Source organism: Paenibacillus phocaeensis, from assembly GCF_900021165.1.
Lineage (GTDB): Bacteria > Bacillota > Bacilli > Paenibacillales > Paenibacillaceae > Fontibacillus > Fontibacillus phocaensis.
In genome coordinates, this window is record NZ_FCOQ01000021.1 from 48957 (window position 1) to 64003 (window position 15047).

Genomic DNA, 15047 nt, shown 5'->3' on the forward strand with positions numbered 1-15047 from the left:
AGGACTATTCAGGGCGCGTCGAGTTTACGCGATATTTATAGGTAATGGAAGAAATTTCGACGATTTCGCGTAGAGAAGAAGGGAGGGTCATATGAGAACTCACGTCATGGAACTTCAGGAAGGGGATCGTCTGAGAACCGACGTGTTTAACCGGGCGGGGTTGCATATTCTTCCGAGGGGGACAAGCATTCATACGGAGGAAATCGCCCTGCTGATTCGGCAGAGTATCGATTACGTCGATATCGAATTTCGCACAGGGGAAGATGCCCAGAATCCCGGCATGAACCCCAGCTTCACCCAGCGTTTACGCGATAACTTTTATTTTACGGTCAAAGGGTATCAGGCGTTGTTTTTAGAGGCGTTGACGACAGGGAAATTCAATCAATCGATGGTTGAACAGCATTTGGTGCCCATGCTTGAGGTTCTTGACCGAAATAAAGATGTTGTATCGCTGCTCATCGCCTTCTCTGAAGAGGATGTAAATATTTATAATCATTCGCTGCAAGTAGGTCTGTTGTCCTATTACATCGCCACTTGGCTGGGACACTCGCCCAATGAATGTTACGAAATCAGCAAAGCGGGTTATTTGCACGATATCGGCAAGAGCCAGGTCCGTCAATCCCTGCGCAATCGCGAGCAGGAATTGGTCGGGGAGGAACGGGAAGAATTAAATCGCCATACCTCCTATGGCTATGACATTATCCGCAGGTCGACAGGGGAAGAGGTTACGGCCCTCGTCGCGCTGCAGCATCATGAAAGGGAAGACGGAACCGGTTATCCGTCGGGCTTGCGCAAAGGGAAAATCCATCCATATGCCGAAATTGTGGCGGTGGCCAACGAATACATATCGCTGACTTCCCCCGATGTTTCGGGAACACGTCAAGATCTCTTGACCGTGTTAAGAAACATTTACAGGTTGGGATTCGGCGAACTGAACGAAAAGGCGGTTCAAGCTCTGACCTCCAATCTCCTGCCGAATTTTATCGGCAAGAAGGTCAAGCTCAGCAACGGCGAAACCGCCACGATCGTGTGGAATAATCCCGCGGATATCTTCAAGCCGCTGGTGCAAATTGACGAGTGGCAATTCCGGGATTTGTCCAGAGAACGGCATATCGAGTTAGTACAGGTGTTTGTCTAGGACTTCTTGACACCGGCAAAACAAGAAACAACCCTTGCTCCCATCCGGGAGCAAGGGTTGTTTCTTTGTGAGATTATTCGGATAAACCCAGGGCCTGGTATACCCGGTAGGATACGACGCCATTGGGGATCAATCCATGATCGCGTTGATACCGGGTTAAAGCTTCGGCAGTAGCGCGATTGAACTTGCCGTTGCATTCCCCCTTGAAATATCCCGCGCTTTTCAAGCGAGATTGAATGAGCTGGACATCCCCGCCAACATCGCCTTCCGCCAAATCCCTGGGGTCCTGGTTCGCTTCCCCCAGAATATGACCATAGATCGTGACCTTCGTTCCCACGGGAATCAAATCATATAATTCCATTACGTCGCGATTTCGCATGCGGATGCAGCCGTGGCTGAGGTGTTGCCCGATCGAATCGGGGCGGTTCGTGCCATGGATGCCGTAATACCCCCAAGGAACATTCAAGCCCAGCCATCTTGGACCAAAGGAAGGTCCCCAGTCCTTTCCTTTATAAGTCACCAGATACTCTCCTACAGGGGTAGGAGTAGAAGGGTTGCCTACTGCGACAGGGTAGGATTTGTAGGGTTGTCCCTGAATTTTCACGGTCAGCCGATGCTGCCGGGGATAGACTTCAATCGAGTAAATACTCTCTTCCGAGATGATGGGCAAAGAAGGGGAAGCCTCTGCATTTGAGGACAAGGCGGCTGATATGATACCCAATAGTATTGTAAGTACCGTGCAGATCCGCGCGATCGACCTGCAACTCTGGTTCTTGATTTTCATGGATTCACCGTTTACCTGATTTTGGATGGCATACTTCGGCCGTAGGTTCGTTCATTTCCGCTTGTAGTGTCTCCCGCGAAGGGATGATTATGCGCATTGGAGCGGGGGTCCGGGAAACGGTGCCAAGAACGGCAGAACGATCCCCGGGAAGCGGCGGCGGTTGACATCTGCGAGCTCCGCTTGATTGGAGCGTGGCTTTATGTTATTTTAATTTACGAGTAAACTAAATGAAGTGTGAGGCGAGAGAATGGATTCGACCGATAGGATAAAAGCGTTGATTTACGAGCAGGTTCTGCATTACTCGCATTTATACGAACAGGAGATGGAACTGGAGCTCTCGGAACTGAAAGCGTGGGGAGAGGCCAGGGATCTGCCGGGCTTGCCGGGCAATTTATCGACCGTCCATGTCCTGGAGTGCATCGGCGATCATGAACCGATCAATCATTCAGCGGTTGCGGAGAGAATGAATTTGTCGAAAGCGAGCATTACGAAGATCAGCACGAAGTTGTTGGCGCTCGGATATATTGAGCGAATCCAGCGTAACGACAACCGTAAGGAAGTGTACTTCCGGCTTACCCCTCAAGGGAACGAATTGTACAAGTTGCACGAAGCTCTGCATCAAGAAGAAGAGCGGCGGTTTATGCGGTTGTTAAACGACTTTTCCGATCGCGAGCTTCAGACGATTTTACGTTTTCTCCAAGGGATGGCGAATCAGGTACACGAGCGGAAAAGGTAATTTTTTTATCATTATAGTTTACTAGTAAACTAAATCAGGTTGAGAGGGGTAGGATGATGAATTTCTCCCAAACGATTCGTGAGCGCAGAACGATCCGGAAATTTAATACTTCGCCGGTATCCCGAGAACTGGTCGCGTCTCTGATCAACGAGGCGGCATCATTATATGAATCTGAAGGAACGCCGCGGTGGCGCTGCATCTACGCCGGTACGCCGGAATCGAGAGAGCGGCTCGCGGACTATATGATGGCCAAGATGCTGGACAGCAAACTGGGGAAACTGATCCCCGCGAAAATGATTGCCAAGAGGGTGACGGATATTCCCGCGCACTTGTTGGTCGTGGCGGAATCCGGCGCCGATCAGCGCGAAAGCGATGAGAATTACGCCGCTGCCTGCAGCATCATGCAGACATTGCAGTTGCTGGCCTGGGAACGGGGTCTGGGCGTCTTATGGGATACGGAACCGTTCGTGCAGAGCGAATCGTTCTTAGCGAGCATCGGGGTGCGGGAAGGCGAGAGGTTCGTCGGTACTTTGCATCTGGGTTATTTCGATAAGGCTCCGAAAGGGCGGAAAAGAACGCCGGCGGAGCAAAAATGGACAGTCCTCCACGGGGGCGGAGAGCTTCCGGGGAGGCTGACGGATGCTGCAGCGCTATCCGAGAGCAGCATTCTCGATACGTTGAACACTGCGGTCTGGGCGCCAAATGACGGGATGAGGGAACCGTGGCGATTTATTTTCGTAACCGGCGGAGAAGAAGCGGGCGGAAATGCTGAGGTGCCCCTCCCGGGTAGCGGGCAAGCCCATCTCCTCGTCGTGACGAAGGAAGAGTCCGATCCGCACAAGCGGGAGGAGGATTACGCGGCGGTGTGCTGCCTGATCCAGAACTTTGAGCTGTTGGCCAAGTCCAAACCTTGGGGCGTGCGCCGGACCCGACCCGAATGGATTTATGATCCCAAGCCATGCCGGCTTTATGGCGTCGAACCGGGGGAGCGGATCGCGGCGGTGCTAGAGCTGGGAGTGGAGAACGCCCAACCGCCAGCGAATTTCGCCGCTCCCCGCGTGAACTGGTTCGAACTTTAGGCTACCTGTCGTTTCTCCCGTCGTCGTAACTAAGCTGCCATTCGATCCCGTACTTGTCTTTTATATTTCCGTAACAAGGACTCCAGAACGTTTCCTGCAGCTCCATGGAGACCTTGCCGCCTTCCTTCAGCCGGTCAAACGCGGAGACGATTTCCTCCCGATGGGTGCTGACAAGCGCCAGGCTGATGTTGGTCCCCACCGTAAACGGCGAACCCGGGAATACATCGGAGAACATCAGGTTGCTGCCGCTAACCTTAAGGTTGGCGTGCATCACCCGGTCTTTCGCCGCTTCGGGAAGCGTATATTCCGGCTCCGCGGAATGCGCTTCCCCGTAGGTGAGGATTTGCGGCCGCTCCACGCCGAATGCATGGGCATAAAATTCAACCGCCTCACGGCAGTTGCCATCGAAATACAGATACGCGTCAATGGGCATCTTGTCATCCTCCTCAAACGATTCGTTAAGCTATAGTTGATCCCTTCTTCAGCATCTCCAGAATCCTCCGAACCCAATCGATGAGAAGCCGGAAACGGGTAATATAAACGCTACCGAATTGGAGACGAGCGGGGCAACGGATCTTGCACGTTCAACCGGAGCTGGCACCGATCGCAGGAATCGGTGTAGTAACTTGGTAACAGTAGTTAGTGGAAGTAGTCAGCTACAGTAGAGGGTCACGAAACCAGTAGCAGCATTCGGCAACAGTAATAGTCATGGCGGTCGGCAGCAGTTATCAGTCACAGTAATCGATCACGGCGGTCGGTAGCAGTCCATAGGAACAGGAGTCAGTTACGGCGGTTGGTAGCAGTATTCGGCATAAGTAGTAGTCACGGCATTTAGCAGCGTATCCGTCAACAGTAATCGATGCTCGGAACCGGCGAGTTCATGGTAAACGGTGCCTATGTCCCGCTCTAACTCTAGGCTTCAACTGCAAATGTGCATTTCGTACGAACTGAAATTCCGTATTCAAGCGGGTGAAATGCAAAAGTGCATCTGTTTGAAGGAGGTTAGGCGGGATATGGGCTCTTGAGCGCAGATGAGATGCACTTTTGCACTTGAGTGGGTCGCAAAGGGCGATTTGGCCGAAATCGCCTGCACTTTTGCACTTGAGCCCAGCCGCTGCCGCGTATAAAAAACAGAAAGACCTGGCCAACGGGCCAGGTCTTTCTCTATTCACCGCCGGCCTGCAGCGTTAATACAGTTTCGGCCGCTTCCACGCCGTTGATCAGCAGCACGATGCGATGCTCGCCGGGGTAGTGCCGGCGGGTCGTGAGATCGGCCCAGGCGTGCCGGCGCGTTCCGCCGATCTGTGCGCCGCCGGGAACGGTTTTGTCCGCCAGCAGGAACAGCTTGCGCGAGGTGCGGCCGCCGGCTTTGACGAAGTCGATGCCGTATTCGACGCGCACTTTGGCCGGCTCGCCCTCGCGAATCGTCAGCTCGTAGCGGAGCTCGCTGCTGTCGCCGATGCGCAGCACGGCTGGTTCGGCCGAGAGCGCCGCCGATGTCGCCAGCGACTCGCCTTCGCCGGCCGCGGCGTAGCCGAACAGCGCCAGCGCTTCCGGCCCGCCCTTGCGAATCAAGGTGCGGCAGCCGTGGCGCACGATCCAGTCGGTGTGCGGGTGCGCGTCTTTCCAGCGGCGCGCAAGCTCAAGCACCAGCGCCGGATGATCCTTGGCGATGTCGTTCAGGTTGTTGGCTACGCTCTTGCGGACATACAAGCTGGGATCGGCCTTCAACCGTTCAAGGATCGGCAGAATCGGCGCCGGGTCCCGCTTGAACATCGGCAGCGCCTGGCCCCAGGGGAGGCGAGGCCGGCAGCCTTCGCTCGCCAACCGGCGCACATGCTCGTTCTCGTGTTCCGCCCATTGCGCCATTTGCCGCATCATCCGCTCGGGATCACGTTCGATAAACGAACGGACGGCAAACTCGGCGGACGACTTCGGCGTGAACCGCTCCAGAGCTTGCATGGCGAGCGGCCAGTCGGCTTCGGCGCTGCCGAACACCTCGACGAAGTCGGGGAAGAACAGGTACGGGAACCCGACGCAGGACTCGTCGATGGCGAACAAGACGGCCACTGCCTCCGAGAAGGCCTCCGGCAGCTGTGCCCCCAACTTCAGCGTGATTTGCCGCATCCGCGCTTTCAGTTCCAGCTCGTCCCACGTCTCATCCATAGTGTCGGTAATGAACCGTTCCGTGTTAAAGCGCCTATACGCGCCCTTCACCTTGCCGCCGAAGTCGCGCAGAAATGCTTCGTTATACATCGATTTTAACGTATCGGCCATGCTTCATTCTCCGTTCCATACCCAACTGGGATCGTGATTCAGGGTTTTATTTTACTATGGAGGTCGATCCGGCGCAAACCCCAAACCCCGCCGCGCCGGTATAATTCGAAATATATTTAGGTAAAGTGAGGTAATCTGCTTAATTATTACACTGCCGAACCCCCCGCTTGCGGTTGGGGCGAAATGATTTTAACCAAACCGGGCCTGTCCTCCGTTTGACGAAAGTGCTAGGATAATCCTAGAAGAATTCAAGGATAGCAAAGGAGTGGCAGCAATGGCGGAGGTTAAAACGAATGCCATGCGGATGCTGGACAAGTCCAAGACGGAATACCGGATTTATGCGTACGATGCGGAGGACGGGCAAATTCACGGAACCGCGGTGGCGGAGAAAATCGGCAAACCGGTGGAGAAAGTATACAAGACACTGGTAGCGCATCAAGGGGCGGCGAACTTCGTGTTCATCATCCCGGTCGCCGAGGAGCTGGACCTGAAGAAGGCGGCCAAAGCCGCCGGCGTCAAGAAGATCGAAATGCTGCCGATGAAGGATTTGCAGCAGCAGACGGGATACGTCCGCGGCGGCTGCTCGCCGGTCGGGATGAAGAAGTTGTTTCCCACTTTTATCGACAGCCGTGCGGAAAGCTTGGACACCCTCCTCGTCTCTGCCGGCAAAATCGGCATGCAGATGGAGATCGCACCGCAGCAGCTGGCGGATCAAGTCAAGGGGAAATTCGCGCCGCTCATCCGCGAAGAGGGGGAATGAAGGGGTTAGCTGACGGTTTTGACGCCTCGTTAACAATTGCCGTTTATACTGAGGTTAAAAAACCATACAGAAAGATGGCTGATCCGATGGGCATTCATGCTTACTTTCGCTCCTTAAACGAGTTAGAACGCATCTATCGCTGTCCCGGAAGGTTCAAATTTGAAGAGCATAGCGTGGCGGCGCACTCCTGGAAGGTCGTGCAGTACGCCAAAACTTTGGCCGATATCGAAGAACAGCATGGCGTCGCCATCGACTGGAAGAAATTATACGAGATTACCAGCAGCCACGATTACGGCGAAATTTTTATCGGGGACATCAAAACGCCGGTGAAGCACGCCTCAATTGAACTGCGGAACTTGATTCAGCAGGTTGAGGAAGGGATGGTGCATAATTTCATCGACGAGCATATTCCGGAGGAATTTAAAGCGATCTTTCGCAACCAGCTGCGAGAAGGGAAGGACCAATCCGTGGAGGGGCTGATCCTGGAGGTTGCCGATAAGCTGGATCAAGTCTACGAAGCGTTTGCCGAACTTCAGCGGGGGAACACGGAGAAGGAATTCGTCAAAATGTACCGCGACGCCCTTGTGAAAATCAAAAACATCGGGCTTCATTGCGTTGATTATTTCCTCCGCGAAATCTTGACGGATATGGTTAATGAAGGAACGACGTCGCCGATCGATATCAAGCGGATCACGCAGGAAGCGCTGGAGCATTAGAAAAGAACCTTATTCCCCGTTGCGGCGGGATAAGGTCCTTTTTTTGGAGCGACCGGAATTGCATACGGAACATGTTCAGTGCAGGTCCGCAGTGAGTCATCATCGGACTTCATTCAGGCCGGCATTGTTCCATTATCGGGCTGATTTCCGCCACATAGTCGATGAACCGTCTGGCCGCCGGCGACACGTAGCGATCCTTGCGCCACTTGAGGCCAAGCTCCCAATGCCAGCCTTCCTCCTGGATCGGGATCCATACGAGCCCTTCAAGTTCCAGACCCATCGTTCTCGGCAAGACGGATACACCTAATCCGGCTTTAATAAATCCCGCTACCGTGATCAAATCTTCGGCATCGTACGTCGAGGCCAGCGTAAACCCGGTGCTTTGGAACCGAGCGAGAATCGTCGCTTTGAGACCGCAGTTATTTTTCAAACCCACGAACGGCTCCCCGGACAATTCCGTCAAACTTAACGAAGGGCGACCAGCCAAGGGGTGATGCGCAGAAACAACGATAAAGAGCGGAAGCCTCTGGATGACGATCCACTCATGGAGCTCCATAAATGACTCGCGAGAAGTGATCATGAGATCAGAGAGCCCTTTGTCCAGATGTTCGTCAATATCCCCGAGATTCCCTTGCGTTAATTCAAAACGAACCTGAGGACGGGTCTGCTGATAATTGCGAATGAGTGTCGGCACGAGATCAACCCCGAGAATATTCAGGTACGATATCGCAATCACTCCTGAATCCGGATTTGTCCATTCTTGAATTTCCCGTATTCCATGGGTCAGATCCTGCAACGCCCGTTCGACCCAGATCATAAACATCTGTCCATACCGGTTAAGCTCCAGATTCCGGCCGCTTCGCTCGAAGAGCGGAACGCCCAGTTCATGTTCCAGCTTGGAGATGGCATGGCTTAAGGCCGGCTGGGTCAAATTCAAGGCCTTGGAAGCTTGGGTCATGTGCTGCAAACGGGCTACGGTCAGGAAGTATTCGAGTTGGGTGAGTTCCACAGGCGACACCTCGGTTATATAAATTAGATTCATCATTTACATGAATACTATAGATTAGACGTTATAAGGGGTCAATCGTAAACTGGTGATGAGCCCGGTGAACGCAGTTCTGGCTGAACTCACCTGCGATGATCCGGGCGGGCTGTATCGGTTCTGGGCCTGCTTCACTTTAACTCAAGGACGGATCAGCAAACTGGAAATGAAGGAGCGGTAAGGATGAACTTTGATTTGAACCAGGTCCACACGGAATTTGCCGGTAAAAAAGTGCTGGTGACCGGGGGCACCAAGGGGATGGGACAAGCTATTACGGCGAGACTTGCTGCGGCGGGCGCCGTTGTCATGACGACAGCCAGATCGCTGCCGGAATCGCCGGGCGATCCGCAACTGTTCGTCGCGGCGGATCTGGCGACCCCGGAAGGGGCGGAGAAAGTGATCCGGGCCGTTAAGGAGCGCATGGGCGGCGTGGATATCCTCATTCACAGCGTAGGCGGATCCAACACACCTCCGGGCGGAGCCTTGGCGCTTAGCGAAGAGGATTGGGTCTATGCTCTGAACTGGAACTTGCTCAGTGCTGTCCGCTTGGACCGAGGACTGCTGCCATCCATGCTGGAGAAGGGGAAAGGTGCGATCGTCCACATCTCCTCGATCCAACGGAAGCTGCCGTTGTTTGAGACGACTTTGGCTTATGCCGCAGCGAAAGCGGCGTTAACGAACTACAGCAAAGGGTTGTCCAAAGAATTTGCCCCGCAAGGCATCCGAGTCAATACCGTTTCTCCCGGGTTTATTCAGACGAAAGCGGCGGAGGCCTTGATCGACCGGATTGCCACGGAAACCGGAAGTCGGGAGAGCGCGCTGGAGCAACTGATGCAATCGCTTGGCGGCATCCCGCTGGGACATCCGGGGCGGCCGGAGGAGGTGGCCGAACTTGTGGCCTTCCTGGTCTCTGATCGGGCTGCTTCGATTACCGGCAGCGAATATGTGATTGACGGGGGAACAATTCCAACCTTGTGAAGCTTTCCATTCATCAACGCCCGAAGAGCCTTCCCAAGAAGGGAGGGCTCTTCGTTTATAGATGGGGGGCGAGATTTAGGCGGAATACCTCGGTCGGAGGGCGGTCTCTTTTGCGCTTATCGTCGGTCAGGACGACGACAGTCTCGAGGCTTGGGATGACGTAAATAAATTGCCCTCCGTAGCCGCGGGCGTAGAAGAATTCAAACGACGAATTCCTGTCCCCCGTGTAAACATCGGTCCACCAATGCCAGGCATAACAGCCGCGATGAGGGGCTTCGACGTCGATTGCGGGCCGGACGGACTCCTCCAGGCGTTCCCGGCTGATCAGCTGTCGGCCGTTCCATACGCCTTGCCGCAAATAAAGCAACCCGAACTTCAGCATGTCGGACGGTCGCAGCCACAGGCCAAACCCGCCGGTGTGAATCCCCTGCGGGTCTTGCTCCCAACGGTAGGTATCGATCCCCAGCGGGCCAAACAGATGCTCCTCGGCGAAACGGTCCACCGGCATGCCGGCAGCTTGGACCAAGATGGCCGATAATAGCTGGGAACCGCCGGAGTTATACTCCATCCGGTCGCCGGGGCGATCGGCCATCGGCTGCTCCAGGGCGAAGCGAACCCAGTCGCGCGAGCGGGTCATTCGCGGAAACGAGTGATGTTCGCCGAATTCCGTCCAGTTCCACCCGCCCGACATGGTGAGGAGATGACGCAAGGTGATCTCCCGTTTCCGTTCATCGGAGTCCGCATCCAGTTGCGGAAAGAAGGTGCGGATTGGCGTATCGGGCGAGGGCAGCAGACCGCGGTCAAAGGCGATGCAGATCAGAGCCGACAGGAAGCTTTTTGTAACCGAGTTGGTTTTGGCGATCTGTTCCTTGACAGGTCCGTTCCGATAATGCTCGAAGACGAGCTGGTGTCCCCGGTAGATTAAACAGCTGCGTAAATGAAGCGGCGTTATCGCCGCAGAAATGCAAGAGAGATTCATCGCCAAGGTGTCCTTTCTAATGTCGTGGCGCCCACAGAATAATCGAGACGCCGGCCAAACAGATGGCGGCGCCCAGCCAATCGTAGAAATCGGGCGTCTTCTTGTCCACCCACCAGCCCCACAATATCGCGAGCGCAATGAATACGCCCCCGTAGGCTGCATATACACGTCCGAAGGAAGGGAACTTTTGCAGCGTTGGGATGATGCCGTAGACGATCAGGATCAGCCCGCCGGTGATGCCGTACCACAGCGGTCGGGATTCGCGGAGCCACAACCAAATCAAATAGCCGCCGCCGATTTCGGCGAGTCCGGCGATTAGGAACAAGAGTATTGCAAGGAGCATGCGGATGCCCATTCCTTTCGCGTTATTTTTACCAAAGATTGTACCATGAATCCGCGAAGATGAAACCTTCATGAAGACTATGGCGTCCTCGCGCAGATGCGCTATAATCTAGCTAAGGTAGATGTTCAAATTTAAACTATCAAAACTACAATTAAAGGAGTGGATCCGGATGGAACGAGTCCAATCGGAAACGCAATTCGAGCAACTGATTCAAAGAGATCAATATACCGTCATTAAATTCGACACGACCTGGTGCCCGGACTGCAAAAACCTCGACCGGTTCATTGGAGATATCATTGCGGAGCATGCGGACAAAGAGTTCTATGCCATGGACGCCGAGGAATTTCAGCCGCTCGCGGAAGCCAACGAGGTGCGGGGCATCCCCAGCTTGCTCGTCTATAAGAACGGGGAGAAGATCGCCCACTTGCACAGCAAATTCGCCAAGACGCCGGGGCAGATCCGCGAATATCTGGACAGCCTGGCTTAATCCGGAAGAAGGAATGTTCGGCGTCCGTCGCCCGAGAGGGGAGAGAGGAACATGAAGTTTACCGCAATGACGTTATGGTCGGGGCAACTGCAGGAGACGGAAGCTTTCTATACCGAAACCCTGGGGTTTACCTTGATCGAGAAAGGATTGGAGCACTTTACGATTCAAGCCGGCGCAACGCTGATTACGTTTCGACTGGCTCTGGATAACGAATCTCCATATTACCATTTTGCTCTAAACGTACCGGAAAATAAATTTGCGGAAGCCAAGCAATGGTTGGCGACTAGGGTTCCGCTCCTCCGCGAACAGGGGGAGGACGAAGTGTTCTTCGCCTCCTGGAACGCTCATTCAGTGTATTTTAAAGATCCGTCCGGCAATATCGTGGAATGGATCGCCCGGCATAATTTGCCCAGCGGGATCAGCCATGACTTCTCGATCGACGACATCATAGGCGTCAGCGAAATCGGCATCGTCACTTCCGAGGTGATCCCGTTCGTTCATCGTCTGAACGAAGCAGGGTTGCCGAATTGGAGAGGGGACGATCCCGGACTGACCCCGGTCGGGGACGAGTACGGGCTGTTGATTGTCGTTCGGGACAAACGGGAATGGTATTTCTCCAACCGCATCCCAGCGCGTTTTTACCCGGTCGAACTGACCGCAGCTGGCATCGGACGTTTGAAGTTTCGAGCGCAGGACGATTTGTCGGAAGTTCCCTTCAGACGAGGTGGGGCGGATTCTTAATGCTCTCGTTCATGGATGTTGTCCCTGGAATTATGGTATATTGCTTATATAATAAGCAGTTTATATCAGGACCTTATGCCAATCGAGGAGACAAGAGACATGAACGATAATGATAACAAGGCGGATGATCGCAACTATACCATGGGCCTTCCTCATGGGGTGGCATTGACCTGGGGATTGATCCCGGAACCGAAACGGGGACCCAAGCGGGAGATGAGCATCCCGGAAATTGTCAGCACCGCGGTTGCGCTTGCGGATCAGGACGGGTTAGCGGCCGTTTCGATGAGCCGGGTCGCCGGGGCGCTGGGCTATACGGCCATGTCGCTGTATCGATATATTCCGAGCAAGGACGATTTGCTGCAGCTCATGCAGGAGGCAATTTGTGACATCCCTCTTCCCGAGAATCCGGATCCGGACGATTGGCGGGGCATGATGCGCACCTTCGTCTGGAGCACGGTGAAAGTATACAAGGAACACCCCTGGTTTGCCGATCTCCCGATTTACGGCGCGCCGATCACGCCGAACAGTTTGCGGTTCGTCGATTGGGCGCTGCGGGGATTACAAAACTTCCCCATCAGCGGCTACGCAAAAATGTCGATCATCCTGCTCTTAAGCAGCTATGCGCGGGCATGCGGGATCCTGCAACGGGATATGGACCGGGCTATAAGTTCAGGCACCAGCCCGGGCGAATTTAGCGGATTCAGCTACAGTGCTGCGCTGAAGGAGCTCGTTACTGCGGAGCGGTTTCCGTATTTGCATCCGCTCGTGATGTCGGGGGAGTACACCGGGGAGAATGAGGCCGACAACGATGTAGGGAATGACATCGAATTTGGTCTGGAGCGGATTCTGGACGGTGTGGAGCAATATTTGACAAGCGCCGTGAAGCCAAAGTGAAGTGAAAGGCAAGGAACATAAAACAGGGAAATCGAAGCGATTCGATTTCCCTGTTTTTTTAGATATCAGTATGGACATCGATAGACGTTTTTCTTATAGGTTCTAACGTTGTCCCGACCGGCGATGAAAGACCACGCGGCACCATATGAATGCCCCGCCGATGAGGAGCAGGCACCAGCCTACGGCCCACCAGGCGTTGTCGCCGATGGGGGCGCCGGTCAACAAACCGCGGATCGTTTCGATCGCCGGAGTGATCGGCTGATGGGCCGCGAACCCCTGGAGCCACTGCGGCATCGACTCCGTGGGGACGAAGGCGCTGGACAGGTAGGGCAGGAACAGCAGGATGAACCCGTATCCGCTTGCGGCGGAGGCGCTTCCGGCAATCAGGCCAATCGCGGCGAATAACCAGGTAATGGCGAGGATGAACAAGACGATGACACCCGCTGCCCCAAGCCACTCGCCGATGCCGGCGGCAGGACGGAAGCCGACGAGCAAGGCAACGCCAATAACGATTGTCGTGGCGACCAGATTCCGGGCCAGGCTGGCGGCGACATGGCCGGTAATCACGCCAAGGCTTTGGATCGGCAGGGTGCGGAATCGCTCGATCACGCCGTTTGAAATATCCTCGGCGACTTTCACCGCCGTCCCTGAGGCGCCAAACCCGGCGCAGAGCAGGATGATCCCGGGAACCACGTATTTGACATAATTGCCGGAGGGGTCAAGGGCACCGCCGAATACGTAGGTGAACAGCAGCATGAGCATGACCGGAAGCATGATGGCCATCACCATGGCGTCCACGTCTCTCAGACTATGGCGCATCCCGCGGCCGATAAAAACCCAATTCGTGATCCAAGACGAGGGCTGTTTTGCCGGGCTTTGAACTTGCATCATGCTGAAACCTCCTTGTCGCCGGAAGTCAGGGCGATAAAGACATCATCCATCGTCGGACGCTGGATGCTGACTCGCGCATCCTCCGGCACCTGTGAGTTTAAACCATGTAATATGCCGAGCAAATCGCGGATCGTGCCGTCCGTCGGCACCCGGGAAACCAGGCGGTCTTCTGCGTCCCGGAGCTCAACCCGATCGCTGCGGACTTGAGCCTTCAGCTGTTCCGCGGTGCCGGTCGCCACGATTTGTCCGTCCTTGAGGACCGCAACCGTATCGGCCAATTGGTCGGCTTCCTCCAAATATTGCGTCGTCAGAAATATCGTATGGCCCTGCCGGGCCAATTCCGTGATGCCGTCCCACAGCACGCGGCGGCTCAGTGTATCAAGACCGGTTGTTGGTTCGTCCAAGAACAGTACCGGGCGCTTGACGATCAGGCTGATCGCAAGGTCGAGACGTCGGCGCATGCCGCCGGAATATGTTCTTACCCGCTTGCGCGCTGCATCGGTCAAGTCGAACTGTTCCAGCAGCTCTGCGGCGCGCAAACGGGCTGCCTTAGAGCTTAGGCCCGAGAGGCGGCCCATCATCACCAAATTTTCCTCGCCGGTCAGCACCTCGTCGACGGCGGTGAATTGTCCGGTTAAACTGATGGAGCGTTTGACCTCTTGTTTTTGGGCGACAACATCGTACCCCGCCACCCGTACCGTTCCCGCATCAGGAACGGTAAGCGTAGAAAGGATGCGAACCAGCGTTGTTTTGCCGGCGCCGTTGGGTCCGAGCAAAGCATAGACCGTGCCTGAAGGCACAACTAGATCAACCCCGTTCAGGATCGTTTGGCTGTCGAAGCTTTTGTGCAATCCGTTGACTTCGATGGCATGATTCATTTCTTTAGCTCCCTTCCGAATATTCAATAATAACTGTATATAACATAAACAGTATATGTCGTAAACATATGTGGTGTCAATCCGAAAAATGCTAATGAGTTTCGGTTATTTGTTGTGAGACTTTCGAAATACGGGCCTGAATGAACGTAGTGCTATATTCCTATTTTTTGGGAATCGAAAGAACGGCTCTACATTCTAGCGGAGCATCGGACGATAATCCATGGTGAAGTGGTACATTTTTCCACATTAATACCGCTTGAATTCGTATTATACCCACAGTGAGGAGACCTGCGATGGAGAGAAGGTAGAGGTAAAGACAAGGAG

General features: G+C 54.5%; 17 protein-coding genes. 9 read left to right on the plus strand and 8 right to left on the minus strand.

What is annotated here, in order from left to right:
• The first annotated feature begins 91 nt into the window (after positions 1-91).
• Positions 92-1138, plus strand: coding sequence for an HD-GYP domain-containing protein (locus BN3795_RS14805; RefSeq protein ID WP_068785460.1), 1047 nt, complete (start codon positions 92-94; stop codon positions 1136-1138).
• A gap of 73 nt (positions 1139-1211) precedes the next feature.
• On the opposite strand, the gene BN3795_RS14810 is transcribed toward BN3795_RS14805, so the two are convergent.
• A complete protein-coding gene (locus BN3795_RS14810) occupies positions 1212-1922 on the minus strand; it encodes a L,D-transpeptidase family protein (protein ID WP_110945192.1) in 711 nt (236 codons plus the stop codon).
• A 247-nt stretch (positions 1923-2169) separates the two neighbouring features.
• On the opposite strand from BN3795_RS14810, the gene BN3795_RS14815 reads away from it, so the two are divergent.
• Positions 2170-2658: a MarR family transcriptional regulator gene (locus tag BN3795_RS14815; RefSeq protein ID WP_068785461.1), complete on the plus strand. Its 489-nt coding sequence runs from the start codon at positions 2170-2172 to the stop codon at positions 2656-2658.
• 53 nt (positions 2659-2711) lie between these two features.
• Positions 2712-3737, plus strand: a complete 1026-nt coding sequence (locus BN3795_RS14820) for a nitroreductase family protein (RefSeq protein ID WP_068785462.1) — start codon at positions 2712-2714, stop codon at positions 3735-3737.
• A 1-nt stretch (position 3738) separates the two neighbouring features.
• Here the strand turns inward: BN3795_RS14820 and BN3795_RS14825 are convergent, their stop codons facing one another.
• Together BN3795_RS14825 and BN3795_RS14830 are read right to left on the minus strand one after the other, a co-directional pair.
• Complete coding sequence (locus BN3795_RS14825) at positions 3739-4170, minus strand: VOC family protein (protein WP_068785463.1); 432 nt, start codon at positions 4168-4170, stop codon at positions 3739-3741.
• A 731-nt stretch (positions 4171-4901) separates the two neighbouring features.
• Positions 4902-6014 (minus strand): DNA alkylation repair protein, encoded by a 1113-nt coding sequence (locus tag BN3795_RS14830; protein ID WP_068785464.1) that lies wholly within the window; start codon positions 6012-6014, stop codon positions 4902-4904.
• Between the two features lie 274 nt (positions 6015-6288).
• Here BN3795_RS14830 and ybaK point away from each other — a divergent pair, with 274 nt between their 5' ends.
• Positions 6289-6774, plus strand: a complete 486-nt coding sequence (gene ybaK, locus BN3795_RS14835) for a Cys-tRNA(Pro) deacylase (protein WP_068785465.1) — start codon at positions 6289-6291, stop codon at positions 6772-6774.
• Positions 6775-6860: 86 nt separating this feature from the next.
• Positions 6861-7490 carry a YfbR-like 5'-deoxynucleotidase gene (locus BN3795_RS14840; protein ID WP_068785533.1) on the plus strand — a complete coding sequence of 210 codons (630 nt, stop codon included), beginning with the start codon at positions 6861-6863 and terminating at the stop codon, positions 7488-7490.
• A gap of 109 nt (positions 7491-7599) precedes the next feature.
• Here the strand turns inward: BN3795_RS14840 and BN3795_RS14845 are convergent, their stop codons facing one another.
• Positions 7600-8499, minus strand: a complete 900-nt coding sequence (locus BN3795_RS14845) for a LysR family transcriptional regulator (RefSeq protein ID WP_068785466.1) — start codon at positions 8497-8499, stop codon at positions 7600-7602.
• Positions 8500-8715: 216 nt separating this feature from the next.
• Between BN3795_RS14845 and BN3795_RS14850 the strand changes: the two genes are divergently transcribed.
• A complete protein-coding gene (locus tag BN3795_RS14850) occupies positions 8716-9510 on the plus strand; it encodes an SDR family oxidoreductase (RefSeq protein WP_068785467.1) in 795 nt (264 codons plus the stop codon).
• A 55-nt stretch (positions 9511-9565) separates the two neighbouring features.
• Here the strand turns inward: BN3795_RS14850 and BN3795_RS14855 are convergent, their stop codons facing one another.
• On the minus strand, positions 9566-10489 hold the full coding sequence (locus tag BN3795_RS14855) for a serine hydrolase domain-containing protein (protein WP_068785468.1): 924 nt from the start codon (positions 10487-10489) through the stop codon (positions 9566-9568).
• Positions 10490-10505: 16 nt separating this feature from the next.
• Positions 10506-10832, minus strand: a complete 327-nt coding sequence (locus BN3795_RS14860; protein ID WP_068785534.1) for a YnfA family protein — start codon at positions 10830-10832, stop codon at positions 10506-10508.
• Between the two features lie 169 nt (positions 10833-11001).
• Between BN3795_RS14860 and BN3795_RS14865 the strand changes: the two genes are divergently transcribed.
• The 3 genes from BN3795_RS14865 to BN3795_RS14875 all read left to right on the plus strand — a co-directional run bounded on the left by BN3795_RS14865 (position 11002) and on the right by BN3795_RS14875 (position 12954).
• A complete protein-coding gene (locus tag BN3795_RS14865; RefSeq protein ID WP_068785469.1) occupies positions 11002-11319 on the plus strand; it encodes a thioredoxin family protein in 318 nt (105 codons plus the stop codon).
• A gap of 51 nt (positions 11320-11370) precedes the next feature.
• A complete protein-coding gene (locus BN3795_RS14870) occupies positions 11371-12060 on the plus strand; it encodes a VOC family protein (RefSeq protein WP_068785470.1) in 690 nt (229 codons plus the stop codon).
• Positions 12061-12159: 99 nt separating this feature from the next.
• The gene (locus BN3795_RS14875) at positions 12160-12954 is read left to right on the plus strand and encodes a TetR/AcrR family transcriptional regulator (RefSeq protein ID WP_110945193.1); all 795 of its coding nucleotides are present in this window, start codon (positions 12160-12162) and stop codon (positions 12952-12954) included.
• Between the two features lie 102 nt (positions 12955-13056).
• Here BN3795_RS14875 and BN3795_RS14880 read toward each other — a convergent pair whose 3' ends face one another.
• Positions 13057-13845, minus strand: coding sequence for an ABC transporter permease (locus BN3795_RS14880; RefSeq protein ID WP_068785471.1), 789 nt, complete (start codon positions 13843-13845; stop codon positions 13057-13059).
• Positions 13842-14723 carry an ATP-binding cassette domain-containing protein gene (locus tag BN3795_RS14885; protein ID WP_068785472.1) on the minus strand — a complete coding sequence of 294 codons (882 nt, stop codon included), beginning with the start codon at positions 14721-14723 and terminating at the stop codon, positions 13842-13844. The genes BN3795_RS14880 and BN3795_RS14885 overlap by 4 nt, the downstream gene beginning before the upstream one ends.
• Positions 14724-15047: the final 324 nt, after the last annotated feature.